15 protein-coding genes and 1 riboswitch are annotated in these 19,625 nt (G+C 64.6%); of the genes, 8 read left to right on the plus strand and 7 right to left on the minus strand.

The features are described 5' to 3' along the window. The first annotated feature begins 20 nt into the window (after positions 1–20). From AUL30_RS01620 to AUL30_RS01650, 7 genes are all read left to right on the plus strand, one after another. Positions 21–1,112, plus strand: coding sequence for an ABC transporter permease (locus tag AUL30_RS01620; protein ID WP_062226501.1), 1,092 nt, complete (start codon positions 21–23; stop codon positions 1,110–1,112). Positions 1,113–1,237: 125 nt separating this feature from the next. Next, positions 1,238–2,188, plus strand: a complete 951-nt coding sequence (locus AUL30_RS01625; protein WP_062226085.1) for a D-ribose ABC transporter substrate-binding protein — start codon at positions 1,238–1,240, stop codon at positions 2,186–2,188. 95 nt (positions 2,189–2,283) lie between these two features. After that, positions 2,284–3,138: a DeoR/GlpR family DNA-binding transcription regulator gene (locus AUL30_RS01630; RefSeq protein ID WP_062226086.1), complete on the plus strand. Its 855-nt coding sequence runs from the start codon at positions 2,284–2,286 to the stop codon at positions 3,136–3,138. Positions 3,139–3,220: 82 nt separating this feature from the next. Next, complete coding sequence (locus tag AUL30_RS01635; RefSeq protein ID WP_062226087.1) at positions 3,221–4,750, plus strand: FGGY-family carbohydrate kinase; 1,530 nt, start codon at positions 3,221–3,223, stop codon at positions 4,748–4,750. Continuing rightward, complete coding sequence (locus tag AUL30_RS01640) at positions 4,750–5,523, plus strand: DeoR/GlpR family DNA-binding transcription regulator (RefSeq protein ID WP_083507600.1); 774 nt, start codon at positions 4,750–4,752, stop codon at positions 5,521–5,523. The genes AUL30_RS01635 and AUL30_RS01640 overlap by 1 nt, the downstream gene beginning before the upstream one ends. After that, positions 5,520–7,181: a glycerol-3-phosphate dehydrogenase/oxidase gene (locus tag AUL30_RS01645; protein WP_062226089.1), complete on the plus strand. Its 1,662-nt coding sequence runs from the start codon at positions 5,520–5,522 to the stop codon at positions 7,179–7,181. The genes AUL30_RS01640 and AUL30_RS01645 overlap by 4 nt, the downstream gene beginning before the upstream one ends. Positions 7,182–7,266: 85 nt before the next feature. After that, positions 7,267–12,249, plus strand: a complete 4,983-nt coding sequence (locus AUL30_RS01650; protein WP_062226090.1) for an Ig-like domain-containing protein — start codon at positions 7,267–7,269, stop codon at positions 12,247–12,249. 65 nt (positions 12,250–12,314) lie between these two features. On the opposite strand, the gene AUL30_RS01655 is transcribed toward AUL30_RS01650, so the two are convergent. The 4 genes from AUL30_RS01655 to AUL30_RS01670 form a co-directional block, all read right to left on the minus strand. Beyond that, the gene (locus AUL30_RS01655; RefSeq protein ID WP_062226091.1) at positions 12,315–12,752 is read right to left on the minus strand and encodes a 6,7-dimethyl-8-ribityllumazine synthase; all 438 of its coding nucleotides are present in this window, start codon (positions 12,750–12,752) and stop codon (positions 12,315–12,317) included. Between the two features lie 74 nt (positions 12,753–12,826). Beyond that, a riboswitch (FMN riboswitch) is annotated at positions 12,827–12,956 on the minus strand. Between the two features lie 68 nt (positions 12,957–13,024). After that, complete coding sequence (gene derI, locus AUL30_RS01660) at positions 13,025–13,486, minus strand: D-erythrulose-4-phosphate isomerase (RefSeq protein WP_062226092.1); 462 nt, start codon at positions 13,484–13,486, stop codon at positions 13,025–13,027. Between the two features lie 17 nt (positions 13,487–13,503). Further along, positions 13,504–14,268 carry a triose-phosphate isomerase gene (locus tag AUL30_RS01665; RefSeq protein WP_062226093.1) on the minus strand — a complete coding sequence of 255 codons (765 nt, stop codon included), beginning with the start codon at positions 14,266–14,268 and terminating at the stop codon, positions 13,504–13,506. Positions 14,269–14,271: 3 nt separating this feature from the next. Continuing rightward, complete coding sequence (locus AUL30_RS01670; RefSeq protein ID WP_062226502.1) at positions 14,272–15,039, minus strand: DeoR/GlpR family DNA-binding transcription regulator; 768 nt, start codon at positions 15,037–15,039, stop codon at positions 14,272–14,274. A gap of 161 nt (positions 15,040–15,200) precedes the next feature. On the opposite strand from AUL30_RS01670, the gene fba reads away from it, so the two are divergent. Further along, positions 15,201–16,238 carry a class II fructose-bisphosphate aldolase gene (gene fba, locus AUL30_RS01675; protein WP_062226094.1) on the plus strand — a complete coding sequence of 346 codons (1,038 nt, stop codon included), beginning with the start codon at positions 15,201–15,203 and terminating at the stop codon, positions 16,236–16,238. Positions 16,239–16,241: 3 nt separating this feature from the next. Here the strand turns inward: fba and AUL30_RS01680 are convergent, their stop codons facing one another. From AUL30_RS01680 to AUL30_RS01690, 3 genes are all read right to left on the minus strand, one after another. Further along, positions 16,242–17,204, minus strand: a complete 963-nt coding sequence (locus AUL30_RS01680; protein ID WP_244490675.1) for an aminotransferase class IV — start codon at positions 17,202–17,204, stop codon at positions 16,242–16,244. A gap of 63 nt (positions 17,205–17,267) precedes the next feature. Continuing rightward, positions 17,268–17,732, minus strand: a complete 465-nt coding sequence (gene queF / locus AUL30_RS01685) for a preQ(1) synthase (protein ID WP_062226096.1) — start codon at positions 17,730–17,732, stop codon at positions 17,268–17,270. 84 nt (positions 17,733–17,816) lie between these two features. Continuing rightward, a complete protein-coding gene (locus AUL30_RS01690) occupies positions 17,817–19,616 on the minus strand; it encodes a monovalent cation:proton antiporter-2 (CPA2) family protein (RefSeq protein WP_062226097.1) in 1,800 nt (599 codons plus the stop codon). Positions 19,617–19,625: the final 9 nt, after the last annotated feature.

The raw sequence follows: 19,625 nt of genomic DNA on the forward strand, positions 1-19,625 counted from the left end.
AAAAGCGGAGCCAGCCGACCATGTCCGACACACGTTCAGCTTCCAGCAGGTCCGCCAGCGGCGGCGGAAGCGGTTTCGACGTTGCGCGCCTGCTTCTGGAAGGGCGCGCCTTCTTTGCCCTGATCGTCATCATTGCGGTCTTTTCCTTCCTGTCGCCGGTCTACTTCACGGTGAACAACTTCCTGGTCATGTCGTCCCATGTGGCGATCTTCGGCCTGCTCGCCATCGGCATGCTGCTCGTCATCCTGACCGGCGGCATCGATCTGTCCGTCGGCTCGACCCTGGGCCTGGCCGGCGTCGTCGCCGGCTACATGATGCAGGGCGTCAGCCTCGATATGTTCGGCGTCGTCCTGTACCCGCCGGTCTGGGCCGTCGTCGTGCTGACCGTGGCGCTGGGCGCCTTTGTCGGGGCGGTCAACGGGGTGCTGATCGCCGTCTTCCGGGTGCCGGCCTTCGTGGCGACACTGGGCGTCCTCTATGTGGCGCGTGGCGCGGCGCTGCTGATGACCAACGGCCTGACCTTCAACAACCTGGCCGGCCGGCCGGAACTCGGCAATACGGGCTTCGACTGGCTCGGCTTCAACCGCCTTTTCACCGTTCCCATCGGCGTCATCATCCTGATCGTCGTCGCGGTGATCGCCAGCATCATGCTGAACCGCACGGCCTTCGGCCGCTGGATCTATTCGACCGGCGGCAATGCACGCGCCGCCGAACTGTCGGGCGTGCCCGTCCGGTTCACGACCATGGCCGTCTATATCCTGTCGGGAATGTGCGCGGCGATTGCCGGCCTGGTCCTGTCCTCGCAGCTCACCTCGGCCGGGCCGACGGCCGGCACGACCTACGAACTGACGGCCATCGCGGCCGTGGTCGTGGGCGGCGCCGCTTTGACCGGCGGCCGCGGCACGGTGCGCGGCACGCTGCTGGGCGCCTTCGTGATCGGTTTCCTGGGTGATGGCCTCGTCATCATCGGCGTCTCGTCCTACTGGCAGACGGTCTTTACCGGCGCGGTCATCGTGCTGGCCGTGCTTCTGAACAGCATCCAGTACGGCCGGCGGCCCAAGCGCGCCGCCGCAACGCAGACCACGGCTCCGGCGGCGCCGACGCGGGCCTGAGCGGCCCGCCAACCCATGCGGCGGGATGCCGGTCACGGCGTCCCGCTTTCGCAGGCAGACCGGGTATAAGCGCCGCCACAGACAGGGCGGCACCCGGACAGAACACCCAAAGGGAGAGACAAGGCATGCGCAAATCCATCAAGGCCCTGCTTCTGGCAGGCATGGTCGCGATTTCCCCGTCCTTTGCGGCTTCGGCATCGGCCGAAGGCCTCATGACGGTGATCGTCAACGATCCGTCCAACCCCTACTGGTTCACCGAGGGCGAAGTCGCCTCGGCCACCGCCAAGGAGCTCGGCTACGAGGCCGTCGTGTCGGCCCATCGCGGCGATACGAACACGGAATCGAACCTCATCGACACGGCGATCACCAACCGGTCCGTCGCCATCATCCTGGATCCGGCCAATGCGGACGGCTCCGTCGGCGCGGTGCGCAAGGCCGTCAATGCCGGCATCCCGGTCTTCCTGGTGAATGCCGAGATCAACCAGGAAGGGCTCGCCAAGTCGCAGCTCGTGTCCAACAACGCCCAGGGCGCCGCGCTCGGTGCGCAGCAGTGGGTCGAGACGGTCGGCGACTCTGCCAAGTATGTGGAACTGCTCGGCGCGCCGTCCGACAACAATGCCGCGACGCGCTCCAACGGCTACACGACGGTGCTCAGCCAGTATCCGGACCTCGAGAAGGTCGGCCAGGATGTCGCCAACTGGGATCGTACCCAGGGCTTCAACCGCATGCAGAGCCTGCTCCAGGCCAATCCGGACATTAACGGCGTGATCAGCGGCAATGACGAAATGGCGCTCGGCGCCATCGCCGCCCTGAAGCAGGCCGGCAAGCTGCAGAACGTCACCGTCGGCGGTTTCGACGGCTCGCCCGATGCCGTGGCCGCGATCAAGGCCGACGAACTCGCCTACACCGTGCTGCAGCCGGTCGCTGTCTTTGCCGAGGAAGCGGTCCGCCAGGCCGACAACTTCATCAAGACGGGCAAGACCGGGGCCGACGCCGAGAAGCAGCTCTTCGATTGCGTCCTGATCACCAAGGACAATGTGGACAAGTACACCGCACCCTTCGTGCTCGAGCAGTAAGCATCTTGCGAAAGGGCGCCGCGAGGCGCCCTTTTCCTTTTCAGGCGTGCGGCCGGAAATACCGCACGTGTGATCGAACGAGTGGGGCACATGGCATGGCCGGCGAAAGACAGGGCAGCACCGAGCCGGAACTCCAGTCCCTGTTGAGCGACGAGAGCCAGGCCGACACGCGCCAGTCACGCCAGTTGGCGCGCCGCCAATCCATCGCCGAGGCGGTGATGGGCGAAGGCTCCATGCGGATCGAGGATATCAGCGCACGCTTCGGCATCAGCCTGATGACGGCGCATCGTGACCTCGACGAACTGGCAGGCCGCGGGCTCCTGCGCAAGGCGCGCGGCGTGGTCTCCGCCGCGCCGACCAGCCTGATCGAATCCAGCGACGTCTATCGTGCCAACCGCCAGCAGGCAGAAAAGGCCGCCATCGCACAGGCCGCCATGGCCTTCGTCGAGCCGGGACAAGCGCTGTTCCTGGATGATTCGACCACGGTGCACATGATGGCCGAGCACCTCCCGGCCAAGACGCCGCTGACCTGCATCACCAATTCCCTGACGCTCATGACCACGCTCAAGGGCCTGCGCGACATTTCGCTGATCGGGCTGGGCGGGCAATATTACAACTGGTGCAACGCGTTCATGGGCCGGATGACGACATTGGAGGTCTCGCGGCTGCGGGCCGACACGCTGTTCCTGTCCATGGCCGCGGTGACGGACGACATCGTCTTCCACCAATCGCCCGAGATGATCGAAACCAAGCGCGCCATGTTCAACGCCGCGGCCCGCCGCATCCTGCTCGTGGACAATACGAAGTTCGAGCGGCGCGCGCTGCATGGCTTTGCAGCCCTTGCCGAATTCGACACCGTCATCGTGGACGGAAACACCGCGCCCATCCATGTCGAGCGCATGCGCGCCAAGGGGATCGCCGTCGTCGTCGCGCCCATGCAGCCCGTGTGAGCGGCAGGGACGTAACATATATTGCTGTGAACTTCCCAACATTGTATGTTCATATTCGACATGGGGTGGGGAGGCGCGGGCCATGGTCTGCATTCTGGGTATCGACAGTGGACTGACGGTCACGAAGGCCGTCATCTTCGATGAAACGGGGCAAACCCTTGCCGTCGCGCGGCGGCGGATACCCCAAAGCATTCCCCGCCCCCGCCATGTCGAGCGCGACATGACCGGCCTGTGGACAGAGACGGCAGCCGCCATCCGGGAGGCGATTGCCGCCAGCGGCCGCCCGGCCGACGATATCGCGGCCATCGCGGCGACGGCCCATGGTGACGGATTGTATCTTCTGGACCGCAGCCGGCAGCCGCTCGGCCCGGGCATCCTGTCGCTGGACAGCCGCGCGGGCCAGATTCTGGATGGATGGAGCCGGTCCGACACCTGCGCGCGCGCCCTGGCGCTCACGGGCCAGGAGCCGCACCTTTCGGCGCCGTCGACGCTGCTGGCCTGGATCCGCGAAGAGGAGCCGGAGCGCTACGCGCAGATCGGCCATATCGTCGGTTGCAAGGATTGGCTGCGCTTCTGCCTGACAGGCACGATCGGCACAGACCGGACGGAGGCAAGCACATCCTTCACCGACGTGCAGAGCCAGGCCTATGCGCCCGAGGCACTTGCGATCTTCGGCCTCACGGCCATATCGCATGCGCTGGCGCCGGTGTCCGGCTCCGCCGAGATCGTGGGTCATGTCACGGCTGACGCAGCGCGCCAGACGGGCCTCCTGGAGGGGACGCCGGTCGCCGCCGGCCTGCACGACGTCACGGCCTCCGCGCTCGGGGTCGGCGGCCAGCGGCTCGGCACGGTGGACATCGTGGCCGGGACCTATTCCATCAACGAAGTCGTGTCCCATGAGCCGCGGGTCGATCCACGCTGGTTCTGCCGCAACGCGATCCAGCCCGGGCAGTGGAACGCCATGTCCATTTCTCCCGCATCGGCCACCAATTACGACTGGTTCCTGGACCGGCTCTGCGGCGCGGAGCGCCAGGCGGCAGACAGGGACGGCACGGACATTCACGCCGCGCTCGCGCGCGGCCTCGATGCGGCGCTTGCGCGCCCCTCCACGCTGCTCTTCCATCCCTTCCTGTTCGGCTCCCCCCATGGCAGCAGCGCCAGCGCGGGGTTCGTGGGCCTGCATGGCTGGCATGACCGCGATGATATGCTGCGCGCCGTGATCGAAGGCATCGCGTTCAACCATCGCTACCATGTCGATGCGCTGCACGACGCCTTCCCCTTCACCGGCGCGCGGCTGACGGGGGGCATTGCCCGCAACGCGACGGTCGCGCAGCTCTTTGCCGATATTCTAAGCTTGCCGGTGACCGTGTCGCAAACGGAAGAGGCCGCCGCCTGGGGCGCTGCGCTCTGCGCCGGCGCTGCCATCGGCCTGTTCGAAACGCCGATGGCCGATCCGCGCGGGGCTGCCGCCGACGGCAGGACCTTCCTGCCGCGCCCCGACCATGCGGCCGCCTATGAGCGCCGCTACACGGCCTATGCCGCGCTGACACAGGCGCTCGCGCCCGTCTGGCCGCAGCTCGAGGCCCTGGGCGACGCCGGGAGGGCTTCCTGATGCGCAGCGGCGACCGGCGCGACGATATCGCAGCCTATGTGATTGCGCATGGACAGGTTCGGATCGACACGCTCGTCGAGCATTTCGGCGTGTCGCGGATGACGATCCACCGCCATGTCGACCAGCTCGCCGAACGGGGTGTGCTGCGCAAGCTGCATGGCGCCGTCAGCGCCCAGCCTTCCGGCATCTATGAAAGCCTGTTCCAGTTCCGGACCGGCCTTGCCCAGAAGGAGAAGCTGGCTTTGGCCGAAGCCGCGCTCGCCTATGTCGAGCCCGGACAGGTCGTGATGCTGGACGATTCGACGACGGTCGCGGCCCTGGCGCCGCGTCTTGCCGCGCAGGCCCCGCTGACCGTCGTCACCAACAGCCTCGGCGCGGCGCAGGTGCTGAAAGCCGCGGACGGGATCGAGCTTCTCTGCCCGGGCGGCCAGTACCATGCCACCTACGATGCCTATATCGGTCATGTTTGCGAGACCGCCCTTACACGCATGCGGGCGGATGTGGCCGTGTGTTCGGCTTCCGCTGTGGATGGGCTGGACTGCTTCATCCAGGATGCCGGGGTCGTGCGCGTCAAGCAGGCCATGCTGGCCTCGGCCCGCACGCGCATCCTTCTGGTCGATCAGTCGAAGTTCGGCCGCACCGCCCTGCACCACTTCGCGCGGCTCGACATGTTCACCCATGTCCTCGTTGCCGGCGGCCTGCCGCCCGCGACGAGCCGCAAGCTCACCGAAGCAGGCATCCCGTTCAGAGAAGTCGGAAAGCGATCGACATGAGTTCCAACGTGCAAAGCTACGACGTGGTGATCTTGGGCGCGGGCGTGAACGGGGCCGGCCTGTTCCGCGATCTGTGCGAGCAGGGCTTGTCCTGCCTGATCGTCGACAAGGGGGATTTCGGCGGCGGCACGAGCGCGGCGCCGTCGCGCCTGATCCATGGCGGCATCAAATATCTGGAAACCGGGGAGTTCGGCCTGGTCCGGCAATCCACGCTGGAGCGCAACCTGCTTCTGCGCAACGCGCCGCATTGCGTCTACCCGCTGCCGACGCTCATCCCGATCTTCTCCTGGACGCGGGGTGCCTGGGCGGCCGTGCGAACGCTGTTCGGCTCGGCGACCGCACCGCGCAGCCGGGGCGCGGCCATCGTGAAGATCGGACTGTCGCTTTATGATCTCTATGGCGCGCGCCACCGTGTGATGCCGCGTCACAGGGTCCTGTCGCGGCGCAAGGCCCTGGCGGCGATCCCCGCGTTGACCCCCGCCATCGTGGCGGCCGGCACCTATTACGATGCCTGGATCGCACGGCCGGAGCGGCTGGTCTTCGAACTCGTCGCGGATGGCATTGCGGCCTCGCCGGGCTCGAAAGCCATGAGTTGGACCAGCATCCTCGGGCTCGAAGCGGACCGTATCGCGCTGGTGGCGGAGGATGGGCAGGAGGATACGGTGTCCGCCCGGATCATCGTCAATGCGGCCGGCCCCTGGATCGATCACGTCAACGCTGCGCTCGGCACGCCGAGCCGTCTGATCGGCGGCACCAAGGGGTCGCACATCCTCATGGACCATCCTGAGCTTGTGAAGATGCTCAGCGGCCGGATGATCTATTTCGAGGCCGATGACGGGCGCATATGCCTCGTCTACGACTATCTCGGCCGCGCGCTTGTCGGATCGACGGACATCAAGGCCGACAATCCCGACAGCGTGACCTGCGAGGATGCGGAGATTGACTACCTCCTGGCAAGCCTGAAAGGGCTCTTGCCGGGCCTCTCCTTCGACCGCTCGCAGATCGTCTACGCCTATAGCGGCATCCGCCCCCTGCCCGCCTCCGACGCGGCCAATGTTGGGCTGATCAGCCGCGATCATTCCGCGCCCGTGCTGGAGCCTGCGGGCGGGCGGACCGTCCCGATCATATCTCTGGTGGGCGGCAAGTGGACCACCTTCCGGGGCTTTGCCGCGGAGGTGGCCGACACGATCCTCGAGCGGCTCGGCCAGACGCGGCGCCGATCGACCGAGACGCTGCCTATCGGAGGTGGGCGGGACTATCCCGCCAACGGAGCCGCACGCCGGGCATGGTGCGCGGACTGTTCGCGGGAAACGGGGCTGGCGCCGGACCGGATCGCCACGCTCCTGGCGCGCTATGGATCGACGGCACGGGATATCGCGCGTCATGAGGCGCAGTTCGGCAGTGAAAGACTGGCCAATGCGCACGATTATGGGCTGGCCGAGATCGACTACATTCTTGCGAAGGAACAGGTGAAACACCTGTCCGACATCGTTCTGCGCCGCACGACGCTGGCCGTGACGGGCGCCCTCACCATGCGGGATATGCAAGCCATCGCACAGCGCGCCGCGCAGGTGCTGGGGTGGAGCGACGACCGGCTTGACGAGGAGGTCACGCAGACCGCCGCATGGTTGCGGGAAAGCGGACGCCTGCGTCTGTAAGCAACGCCTTCCAGCCGGGCACAGACCCGGCTTACATCTATCGTAAGTCTTATATCATGCGAAGGAATCCAACAGGAGACCTCGTATGGCCAAGCTCGATTCCGGAACCGCAGCGCCGAAGTTCGTCATCGTTTCTGATGGTCATCGGGTGGATGCTGCACAGGGCATGTCGACACGCGTCCGCGTCAAGGCAGGCGGCCGTTACAAGCTGCTGCAGACCGTCGAAGGATCGGGCGATCTCAAGCCTGTCGAGGACGTCGTCGCCGTTGCCTCCGGCAAGAATGACGGCGGCGATCTGATCCTGCTCCTCGACGGCAAGACCCAGATCGTGCTCGACGATTTCCTGACGCTTTGCAAGAATTCCAAGTGCTCGATCGAGCTGCCGGGAAAGGATGGCCACTCAGCGGTGCTGGACGGCAGTTCCGTGCCGCTGTCCAAAGCATCGGACGGCTCTGCGATCTACCACATCGCTGGTTCGGCAAGCAGCGTGACGGGGCTGACCCATGCCTTCGGCGATACGTTCATGGTGCTGAACGATCACGACACCGCCGGCACGTCCCTCCTGCACGATAACCGCATTCCCATCGTGCTCGGCGCGCTGGCAGCCGGCGGCGGCGTCGCACTGGCCGCAGGCGGCGGCTCCGGCTCGTCCCATTCGGTCACGCCCGATCCGGTCGATCCGGTCACGAGCACCGTATCCTTCCGCGTCGTGGCCGGCCCGGTCGCCGGACCGGTTCACTACCGGATCATCGGTGCGAAAGGGCTGGTGGCGGAGGGTGATACGGACGCTGACGGCAACGCGCGCGTGGTTCTGACAGGGGATCATTCCGGCCCCCTGATGATCGTGGCCAGCAACATCACACACACAGACGAAACGACGGGCCAGGCGACGCAGCTTTCCACTCCGCTCCGCAGCGTCTTCGTGATGGGCACCGCTGACAAGAGCGTCGTCGTATCGCCAGTGACGGAACTCGTCGCCCAGAAGCTCGGCATCGCTGGCGAGGGTCTTGCCGTCACGGCTGACCAGGTGACCTCGGTGACTGCTGCGGTCGCCTCCGCACTCGGCCTCGATGCGTCGGCCGGCGCGGTCACCGTCCTCGACGCTGCCTACAATGAAGCCGACGGGGTCAGCGCTGCCGAACTCTATGGCCAGCTCCTCGCCCGCCTGTCCGGGCTCGATCAAAGAACCGGCAGCGTGGCGGACACACTGGCGTTGCTGGCATCCGAGATCAGCGTCAGCGGCTCGACGGGAAGCCTGTCCGGCACCGGCGTCGCACTGCTCGACCAGGGAGCGGCGATCTTCGAGTCCGGCGTCAATAAAGAAGCGGCAACGATCATCAAGCCGGACGTGGCACTGGACGTTCCGGCCGCGAAGCTGACGGTCACCTTTCCGTCCAATAATCAGAACTCGCTGGAAGACTTCATCGCAACCCAGGCGCCGATCAACCGGCTGGTTGCGGACTTCATGGACGAAAATGTGGTGGCGCGCGTCAAGCTTCCGACGAACGCTGTCGCCGGCGACAGTCTGCGTGTCGTCATCAACGGGCACGAGACAAAGGTTCTGCAACTGACGCAGAAGCAGGTCGTGGCGGGGCGGGTCAATGTGGATATCAGCTTCGCCGATGTCCTCGACATCGGTGAGGGCATCGCCACCATCGACATCACGCTGAGCAATGGCGGGCCTGTCTCAGCCAAGTATTCGGCCAGCCTGGCGATCGACGTGACGGCCCCTGCCGCGCCAACGGCGGCGCTTCACCAGGATACGGGCGGTCTCGACACGGACTTCATCACCGGCAACGGTCGTGTCGATGTGAGTGGCCTTGAGAATGGCGGCCGCTGGGAATACTCGCTCGATGGCGGTGGAAGCTGGACGGCGGGTTCCGGCTCGTTTTTCGAACTTGCGCCGGGCAATCACCCCCAAGGTTCGGTTCGCGTGCGCCAGTACGACGCGGTAGACAACGCGAGCGAGCCTTTCGTAATGCCGGCGGTGCAGGTTCTTGCGCCACCCACGCTGGCCATCAGCGTCGACAGATCCACACTTCTCGCGGGTCAGACGGCTCAGGTCACCTTTACCTTCAGTAGCGCTCCGTCCAACTTCGCGTTGACGGATGTCGAAGTTGCCAACGGCACGCTGAGCGACCTTGTGGCGACAGGGTCCCCTACCGTCTTTACCGCCACGCTTACGCCGGCGGCGAATGTACAGGATGGCACCATCACCATAGCCGTCGCACAAGGCGCTTATGACGATCTGGCTGGCAATAGTGGCGCGGCCGCCAATCTGGCTGCACCGATCGTAGTCGATACGTCTGCGCCGTCTATCGTGTCCATTGCTTCCACCGCGTCAAGCGGCGGGATTGCCGGGCATTACAATGCGGGAGACACGATAGACTTCACCGTCACCTTCGACCAGGCCGTATCCTTCGCCGCAGATGGTCCGGAACCGGGCCTTCCACTCAATGTTTCTGGTGCTTTACGCGCAGCCTCCTATGTCGGGGGCAATGGGACCAGTGAACTCGTGTTCCGTTACACGGTGCAGGCAGGCGACCATGCCGAGGACGGACTGACCATCCCCGAGAATGCCCTTTCCACTCATGCCCCCCTCTTCAGGGACGCGTCGGGCAACGCCGCGTCACTGGACAGCCCCGCACAGGAATACATCGCGAGCCTGATCATCGACAACAGCGAACCGGAGCTCGAACTTACCAAGCCTGCGGATCAGGCGGCGCTGCGCAGCGACACGATCGTCCTGACCTTCGATGGTCCGGTCAGTGCGGGAACGGGTGCGATCCATATCAGCGACGGTGCGGGTGAGGTCCGAGACATCCCGATCAATGACAGTCAGGTCGTCATTTCCGGCAGCAAGGTCACCATCACGCTGTCAACGCCTCTGACCAATGGCGTCAGCTACCAGCTGACCATGCCGGCGGGCGTGCTGACGGACGTGGCCGGCAACAGTTTTCAGGGCATCGCTGCGGGAGGCTATGCCTTTACCCGCGAAGCGCCCATCGACCTGAATCTTAGCCAGGTTTATTCGGACAATCTCGGCTTCCGGATCGTCCCGGAAGGTCCGGAAGAAGTCCTGGGCTCGAAAGTTACCTATGCGGGGGATATCAACGGTGACGGCATAGACGACATATTCGTCGCTGCAGCAAACAACGATACCGGCTTCCTGAACGCCGGGCGTGGCTATGTCATTTTCGGCAAGGTCGGCGGGCTCGGCAGCGAGGTGCAACTCTCCAATATCGCCGCCGGCAGCGGTGGCTTCGCGATTACCGGAGAAGGTGCCATCAACCGACCTGGTGCCTATGCAGCGGCGCCGGCCGGCGACGTGAACGGCGACGGATATGACGATCTTGTTCTCGGTGGCGCGACCAACACACCCTATACCGGCGGCGGCCGCGCCTATGTCGTATTCGGAAAATCCGATGGAGCCGAAGTCAAGATTTCGAGCGTGAGCTCCGGCAATGGTGGCTTTGCCATCATAAGCGAGATGACCATGGCCGGCGCTGGCTACTCCGTTGGCGGTCTGGGTGACGTGAACGGCGACGGGCTGTCCGATGTTCTGATCTCCTCCTACATGACCGATAATAAGGCCGGTCGTGTGCATGTCGTCTACGGCAAGAGGGATGGGACGGCCGTCAACCTTTCGGACGTCACGGGCAGGAATGGTGGTTTTGCCATCATCTCAGAGGGAAATTCGAGCCTGGCGGGGTATGCGGTTGCGTCGGCTGGCGACGTCAACGGAGACAACATTGCCGATATGTTGATTTCGGCGACCGACGCCATAGGCGACAGCGGCACACGGAGCGGCGTGACCTACGTCGTGTTCGGAACAAGGCAGCCTACCGCAAACATCCAGCTTTCCGCCATTGCCGCGGGACAAGGCGGCTTCGTCATCCAATCCGGCGCCAGCAACACGGAAGCAGGTTACTCGGTCTCCACGGCGGGCGATGTAAACGGCGACGGTTATGCCGATATCCTCTTGGGCGACTTGGGATACGACGTCATCGGTCGCGCCTATGTCATCTTCGGCAAGAGCGATACCTCGGCGGTCCACCTGTCCTCGGTTTCGGCCGGCACGGGTGGGTTCGCGATCGCCGGGCACTGCAACTACGATGGCGTCGGCATCTCCGTATCCTACGCCGGCGACATGAATGGCGACGGCTTGAGCGATATCGTGGTCGGCGCTCGCCAAAGTGGTGATAATGGGCGGATGGTCGTTGTCTTCGGAAAGCACGATACATCCATCGTCGATATCAACACGGTGAAGGATGGCATCGGCGGCTTCGCTTTTCTTGGTGAAAGCGTGAGTTCCACGGCCGGCGCAATGGTGTCCTACGCCGGCGATTTGAACGGCGACGGTTTGTCTGACGTGATCGTGGCAGCCCCGTACATGGAGATTGACGGCGACATAAACACCGGGCGGGCCTATGTCGTCTTCGGAACGACGAGCGCTGATGTCTATACGACCGCGGTCGACAAGATGGGTGGCAACGGAGCGGACACCCTGTCCGATGATGGTGTTGCTAAAACACTGGTCGGCGGCGCTGGCAATGACGAGTTGAGCCTCAGCGCGAAGGGAAGCGTGGCGTATGCGGGCGCCGGCGACGACGTGATCATCGTTACACGTCAGGTGCTCGACGGCCTCATGGACCCGCAGACCAACCTCGATACAGTCTCGCGTATCGATGGTGGCGGGGGGATCGATACGCTCAAGATCGACGGAACGGGGTTGAACCGTGTGATCGACCTGAGCGAGATACTGCGTGGCGGCATCCTGAACGAAGGACGGCTCGCAAATATCGAAGTCATCGATATGACCGATGGAGGAACGAACACCCTCAGGCTGGCAGAGGCGGACGTTCTGTCTCTATCGTCCTTCAACGTCTTTGAGACTAACGGGAAGGCGCAGTTGCGTATTCTCGGCACTGCTGACACCACACTGGACCTGACACACACAGTGGCAACCGCCACCGTTACGGATATCGGCAACGGGTGGAACGCCGTCGATTTCACGAATATCCGACTTTACGTCCAGCAGGCCGTCCATATCGAGTTGCCCGTCTGATACGGGCGCTCGATCGCCGCTTCGGCCGGGCCGGCTGGCCCGGCCGCTCACGGCGTGCAGGCCGATCACATGTCGAGCGCGGCGATATCCAGAACGGCCCTCGCCGCCTCCTGCCCCTTCTTCACGAAATGGGCGGAGAAAAAGTCCCGATGTTCCGGCGTCGGCTGGAAGTGATGCGGTGTCAGCGATACGGAAAATGTGGGCACGCCCGTCGCCAATTGCGCCTGCATGAGCCCGTCGACCACGGCGGCCGCGACGAAATCATGCCGGTAGATGCCGCCATCGACGACGAGCGCCGCCGCGACGATCGCGTCGAAGCGCCCCGTGCGTCCGAGCTTTTGTGCCAGTAGCGGCATTTCGAATGCGCCGGGCACGTCGTAGACCTGGATTTCGGCCCCGGGCGCCGATGCGTCCATGGCCTGGCGGAAGCCGTCCAGGGCCTTGTCGACAATATCCGCGTGCCAGCGCGCCTTGATGAATGCGATTTTGAGTGGTCGTGTCATTGCGGCTTCCATCAGTTGCTGAAGGGAAATCGGGCCGCAAACAGGATTTGGGCATGCGCAAGCGCACGCCGTCTGCCCGTTCTCTCTCATCCGGACTATACCGTCGGCGCCGGAGTTTCACCGGACTCTGCTGACCCTGCCATGGGCAGGCGCTCGCGGGCTGTGACCGCCGGTGGGGAATTGCACCCCGCCCCGAGAACCGACACACCCGGCACGAATCGCCGGGTGCATCACTCATGATTATGCCCGGACGATCCGCCCGGGCAAAGTCGTCATGCGGAATGATACTTCCGGTCGAGCGCGTCGATAGCGTCGACATTGTCGGCCGACTTTCCATTCGGGTCGAAGCTGACGGAAAGGTAGGCGTCAGCGATGGACTTCGCCAGTTCCGCACCGATCACCCGCGCACCCATGGTGATGATCTGCGCATTGTTCGACAGGGCTGCCCGCTCGGCCGAATAGGTGTCGTGCGTCTGAGCCGCGCGGATACCCGGAACCTTGTTGGCCGACAGCGCCACGCCGATGCCGGTGCCGCAGCACAGGATGGCGCGGTCATAGGTGCCGTCGAGCACGCCGCTCGCGACGCGTTCGGACAGGTTGGCGTAGAGTTCGGACGAACCGGCGGGCGGCGTGCTCACATCCGACACTTCCAGCCCGGCCTTGCCGGACAGGTGTTCGGCAAGGGCCTTGGCCAGCGGCGCCCCGGCACTGTCACCGGCGATTGCGATCTTCATGTCTGTCTTCCTTCTTGTCAGAGCGATGCGGCGCAACGGTCGAGTATGTCGAGATAGCCTTCGACATCCCAGGCCGAGCGCCCGATGAACAGGCCGTCGATATGTGGGCAAGCGATCAGTTCGACGCAATTGCCCGGATTGACACTCCCGCCATAGAGGCAGGGAATGCGATGGCCCGTGACGGAGCGGGCGATCTCGATGATGCGGGCCTGGCGGTCATCGGCATAGTCGGCCGTGGCCGGCTTGCCATGTTCGCCGATGGCCCAGACCGGCTCGTAGGCGATCAGGATGGGACGCGCGGCCTGATCTGCGCCGAGCTTGCCGAGCGCTCCTTCGACCTGCCGGGCCAGGACGGCATCGGCTTGTCCAGCCTCTTTCTCCTCCTCCGTCTCACCGACGCAGATGAGCGGGATGAGCCCATGCGCCACGGCAGCGGCCACCTTCAGGCCAACGGTTTCGTCGGTCTCTCCGAAGTAAGCGCGGCGCTCTGAATGGCCGAGCTCCACGATGTCGAGCTTGCAATCGACCAGCATCGGCGCGGACACTTCACCCGTCCAGGCGCCAGCCTCCGCCCAATGCATGTTCTGCGCGCCGACCTTCACGTCGCTGTTTGACAAAAGGGCCTTCACCTCCCGCACCAGCGTGAAAGGCGGGACGATGAACCGCTGGATGCGCGGGTCCGCGGGCGCTTGCGCCAGCCGTTCGGCATAGGCGCGCCCTTCCGCCAGCGTCTTGTTCATTTTCCAACTCGTACCGATCCAGAGCCGGTTCGTCTGCGACATGATCTAATCCTTGTGCGCGAAGAAAAGTTTGATGCCCTCGTCCATCAGGGCCGTCGCCTTGTCGCCCGGGAGCGCATCCGAGGTGATGACGCCATCGAAGACGCTGAGGTCCGATAGGCGGTGCAGTGCGGTCCGCCCGAACTTGCGATGATCAACCATCAGGTAATGCACCGAGGACGAGGCGATCATGCCGCGCTTGACCTCAAGCACCTCCTGGTCCTGGTGAAAGGCCGTCCGCCCGTCGATGGCCGAACTCGACAGGAAGGCGACATCCGCGCGCAGCTCGGCAATGGCCTTTTCCGCGACCGTGCCGAAGAAACCGTTGAACTTCTTGGAGAAGCTGCCGCCCAGCGCCAGAAGGTCGATGCCCGGTTCCCCGGCCAGGCCTGTGATCAAGGCGAGATTGTTGGTGATGACTGTTAGCGGGCGCTTGTCGATCAGATGGGGGGCGATCATCTGCGAGGTCGACCCGTCATCCACCATGACGATCATGCGCCGCTCGATAAAGTCGGCGGCACGCTGTGCGATGCGGCGCTTCTCGTCGGCCGCGACGCGCGCGCGGTACCGGAAATCACTCTCGAACTGCCCACCGGCCTCGATCGTGGCTCCGCCGCGGATCTTGCGCAAGAGGCCGGCCGACTCCAGTTCGTCCAGATCGCGGTGGATGGTCATGGTCGACACGTCGAAGCAGCTCGCCAACGCCTCCAGCGTTACCGAACCTTCCCGGATCAGCATCTCGATGATCTCATGCCTGCGCTGTTCGGGCCGCACTGCGATCTCCTCCACCTGAAAGCAGATATAACACGCACTTTGAAATTTTCAACAATTATCATGTTATTTTGAGACCCAACTTGTGAAGTTTGCCTGTGCGCCCTATCCTCCCGCAGGAGACGGCGGGAAGAGGTCCGCCAGCGCCCAGGGGGGAGAGTTTTTTGGCCCGCATCTCGTTGAGACAGCTTCTCGATCACGCCGCAGAGAACGCCTATGGCGTCCCGGCCTTCAACATCAGCAACATGGAACAGGGCCTGGCCATCATGGCCGCGGCGGATGAGGCTGACGCCCCTGTCATCCTGCAGGCCAGCCGCGGCGCGCGCGCCTATGCCAACGACATCGTTCTCAAACACCTGATCGACGGGCTCGTGGCGCTCTACCCGCATATTCCCGTCTGCATGCATCTGGACCACGGCAACGGGCTCGCCACCTGCGTGACGGCCATCCAGAGCGGCTTCACCTCCGTCATGATGGACGGCTCGCTGAAGGCGGACGGCGCCACCCCGGCCGACTTCGCCTACAATGTCGACATTACCCGCAAGGTCGTCGAGGTTGCCCATTCCTGCGGCGTGTCGGTGGAGGGCGAACTCGGTGTCCTCGGCTCGCTCGAAACCGGCATGGGCGATCAGGAAGACGGCCATGGCGCGACGGGAACCCTGTCGCATGACCAGCTCCTGACCGATCCGGACGAGGCCGAGCGTTTCGTGGAAGCCACCGGCGTCGACGCCCTCGCCGTTGCCATGGGCACAAGCCATGGCGCCTACAAATTCTCGCGCAAGCCCGATGGCGACGTGCTTGCGATGGACCGGATCGAAGAAATCCACCGCCGGCTCCCCAACACGCATCTTGTCATGCACGGGTCGTCCTCGGTGCCGGAGGATCTGCAGGCCGTGATCAACGCACATGGCGGCGACCTGAAGCCGACCTGGGGCGTACCGGTCGAGGAGATCCAGCGCGGCATCCGCCACGGCGTGCGCAAGATCAACATCGATACGGACCTGCGCCTTGCCGCAACCGGCGCGATCCGCCGCGTCCTGTGGACGGACGCGGCCGAGTTCGACCCGCGGCGCTACATGAAGCCCGCCATGGAAGCCATGACGGCCGTCTGCCTGGACCGCTTCGACGCCTTCGGCACAGCCGGCCGCGCCGCCAGCATCCGCCCGCTCTCGTTGACGGCCATGGCGCGCAGCTATGGCTGAGCGTCAGTCCGCCCCGGCATAGGGTACCGCAAAGCTGTATGCCGGATCGTCGTGCAGAGCCCAGTAGCTTTCCCATATGGCGCGGGTGATCGGCCCGACCTGACCATCCCCGACGGGCTTTGCGTCGAGCATGGCAATCGGCATGATGCCACCTGCCGTTGTGCAGAGGAATATCTCGTCGGCCTTGTAGGCCAGGTCGACGGGCACGTGTTCGATCCGGACGCTTAAGGAGCGCGCCGCGGCGATGTCCAACACCGTATGACGCGTTATACCCTCCAGAACCCCGCGCTCCGGTGTGTAGAGGACCCCGTCCTTGACGATGAAGAGATTATAGCCGCCGCCTTCGGTCAGGTTGCCATCTCCGTCCGGCAGGATCGGCAAGGCAGCGCCCCGGTCGCGCGCTTCAAAAAGACCGCGGATGAAATCGCCCCATTGCAGGTTCTTGACCTTCGGATCGATCGCCCCGGGCGGAACGCGCCGCACGGTCCGGGTCACGATCGCGGTCCCGCCGACGCGCTGGATCTCCGGAGGCATGGCCCAGACATAGGGGACGGCAAAAAGGTAGAGCGCATTCTGCATCGTATCGGGATCGGCGCCACGCACGAAGCTGAGTCCGCGCGTGACGATAATCTCCACGAAGGCGTCCCTCATGCCGCTGACGGCCACCATATCGATCAGCTGCTCGCGCAGCGCCGCCCGTTCGACCGGCAGACGCATCCGCAACGTCCTGCAGCTTGCTTCCAGCCGGTCCAGATGATCGTCCAGCCGGAAGTAGCGACCATTCCACACTGCCGGAACATCGTAGGTCAGGTCGGAGTGCAGGAAGCCCTGATCGAGCAGCGGGATCCGGGCTTGTTCGATCGGCGTGTAGGCCCCATCGATCCAGGCGATGCCATGACGGTAGGGCGTCGGCGCTAGAGCAAAGGCCTGCAGCCGCTGCTCATAAGCGTGGATCATGGCATCCATGGCGACCATATTTCCCTCCGGGAGGTTCGACAGATGGGAGCGGCTAACCCGCAAGCATAAGCATCACCCCCGCCCGCGATAGGGCGGCACGCCCTGGTCCGGGAGGAAGATTCCGGCGGGCACCGGACCGGTCTGCCAGAACACGTCGATGGGAATGCCCCCGCGCGGGTACCAGTAGCCGCCGATGCGCAGCCATTGCGGCTCCAGGAGCGTTACGAGGCGCCTTGCGATGGTGATGGTGCAGTCCTCGTGAAAGGCGCCGTGGTTGCGGAAGGAGCCGAGGAAGAGTTTCAGGGATTTGCTTTCGACGAGCCAGTCCTGCGGCACATAATCGATGACGATATGCGCAAAGTCGGGCTGGCCGGTCATGGGGCAGAGCGAGGTGAATTCCGGCGCGGTGAACCGCACGCAATAGGCAATGCCGGCTTGCGGGTTCGGCACGCGTTCCAGCCGGGCCGAATCCGGATCGGTCGGCAGAGGCGTATCGTGGCCCAGTTGCGTCAGGCCTGCGGTGATATCGGGGTTCATCGAACTTGCTTCCTGAATGGTTTCCCGAGCGCGATACCATGGGATGAGCGGCACATCACGCCTGCCCAGGTGCCGCCTTTCGCCTCACTCGGCGGCCTGGCGCTCGCGCTCGCGGCCCTGGCGCGGCTTGACCAGCGGTTCGGGGCGCGGCTGCACATGGAGCTTTTCCCCGGCGGAGAAGATATCGCCCTGGCACTGCGCCTGAAGGCGCTCTTCATCCATCTGCCGGATATCGGCGGCAACCTCGTCCACGTCCAGGGCTATCATTCCAAGCGCACGCAGGCCTTCGGCGCCGAAGGTGATGGCGGATTCCACCGTTTCGCGCAGTTCGTAATCGACACCGGCGCGCCGCAACCGAATGGAATGTCCACGGTCATAGGCGCGCACGAGCAGCTTGCAGCCAGGGAAGTTCTCCCGCACCAGCTCCACGATCCGGTCGGCAGCGGCGGGCTTGTCCACACAGACCATGATGATGTCGGCCGTCGCAGCGCCGGACTGGCGCAGGATATCGAGCCGCGTGCCGTCGCCGTAAAAGACGGTGAAGCCGAACCGGCTCGCTTCCCGCACGCGGTCCGGATCGTTGTCGATCAGGGATACGTTCACGCTCTGCGCCAGGAGAAGCTGCGAGGCGACCTGTCCGAAACGGCCGAAGCCGATCATCAGGACCCTGCCCTTCAGGCCGTCCGGTTCAACGACACCGTCCAGGGATACGGCATCGTCCTTGAGCAGCCGATCGGCAGCAATGCCGATCAGCGGCGAAATGGCCATGGACAGAATGACCACGCTGGAGAAAATGGCGCTCTCCACCGTGCTGATGACACCCCCGCCCAGCGCGGCCGAATAGAGAACGAAGGCAAACTCGCCGCCCTGCGCGAACAGGGCCACCCGCCGGAGCGAATCCTTGTTTCCCGCACCGAACAGCCGTGCGACGAGGTAGATCCCGACCGCCTTGACCAATATGTACAGGGCCAGGAGCCCGATGATGATGGGCCAGCGTGCGCCGACCACGCCGAGGTCGAGCGACATGCCGACCGCCAGGAAGAACAGGCCCATCAGGAGCCCCTTGAAGGGCTCGATATCGGTTTCGATTTGGTGCCGGTAGCTCGACCCCGACAGCATCACACCGGCCAGGAACGCGCCCATGGCCATGGACAGGCCGGCCAGTTCCATGATGAGCGCAGCGCCCAGAACCACGAGCAGCGCACCGGCGGTCAGGACCTCCGAAATGCGCGCCCGGGCGAGGAGCGCGAAGAAGGGATCGAGCAGCCAACGCCCCGCGGCGATCAGGAGGACGACGGCAGACAGCCCTATGGCAACCGCGCGCAGCCCCGAAGCGCCGTCGGCCGCCGCCGTCGACGCGCCGAGGAAGGTGACGATGGCCAGGAGCGGCACGATCATCAGGTCTTCCAGAAGCAGGATCGACACGGCGCGCTGCCCCTGCCCGGTCGCCATTTCCCCACGCTCCTGCAGCGCCGACATGATGACGGCCGTCGACGACAGGACGAAGCCCGCACCGGCGATGAAGGCGACGGGCGCGGCAAAGCCGGCCACCATGCCCGCCCCCGTCAGGAGCGCGGTGCACAGGACGACCTGCGACAGGCCGAGCCCGAAGATCTGGCTGCGCATGGCCCATAATTTATGGGGCCGCATCTCCAGCCCGATGAGGAAGAGGAACATCACCACGCCGAGCTCGGACACGTGGAGAATGGTGGAGGGTTCCGTAAAGATGCCCAGGATGGACGGGCCGACCAGCAGCCCGCCGGCGAAATAGCCGAGCACCGAGCCAAGACCCAGCCGCCGGAAGAGCGGCACCGCGATGACGGCCGACGCCAGAAGAACCACCGCCGGACCGACGGTCTGCGACAAACCTGCTTCCGCTGCCATGCAAGCTCT

Source organism: Aureimonas frigidaquae, assembly GCF_001463905.1.
Taxonomy (GTDB): Bacteria; Pseudomonadota; Alphaproteobacteria; order Rhizobiales; family Rhizobiaceae; genus Aureimonas; species Aureimonas frigidaquae.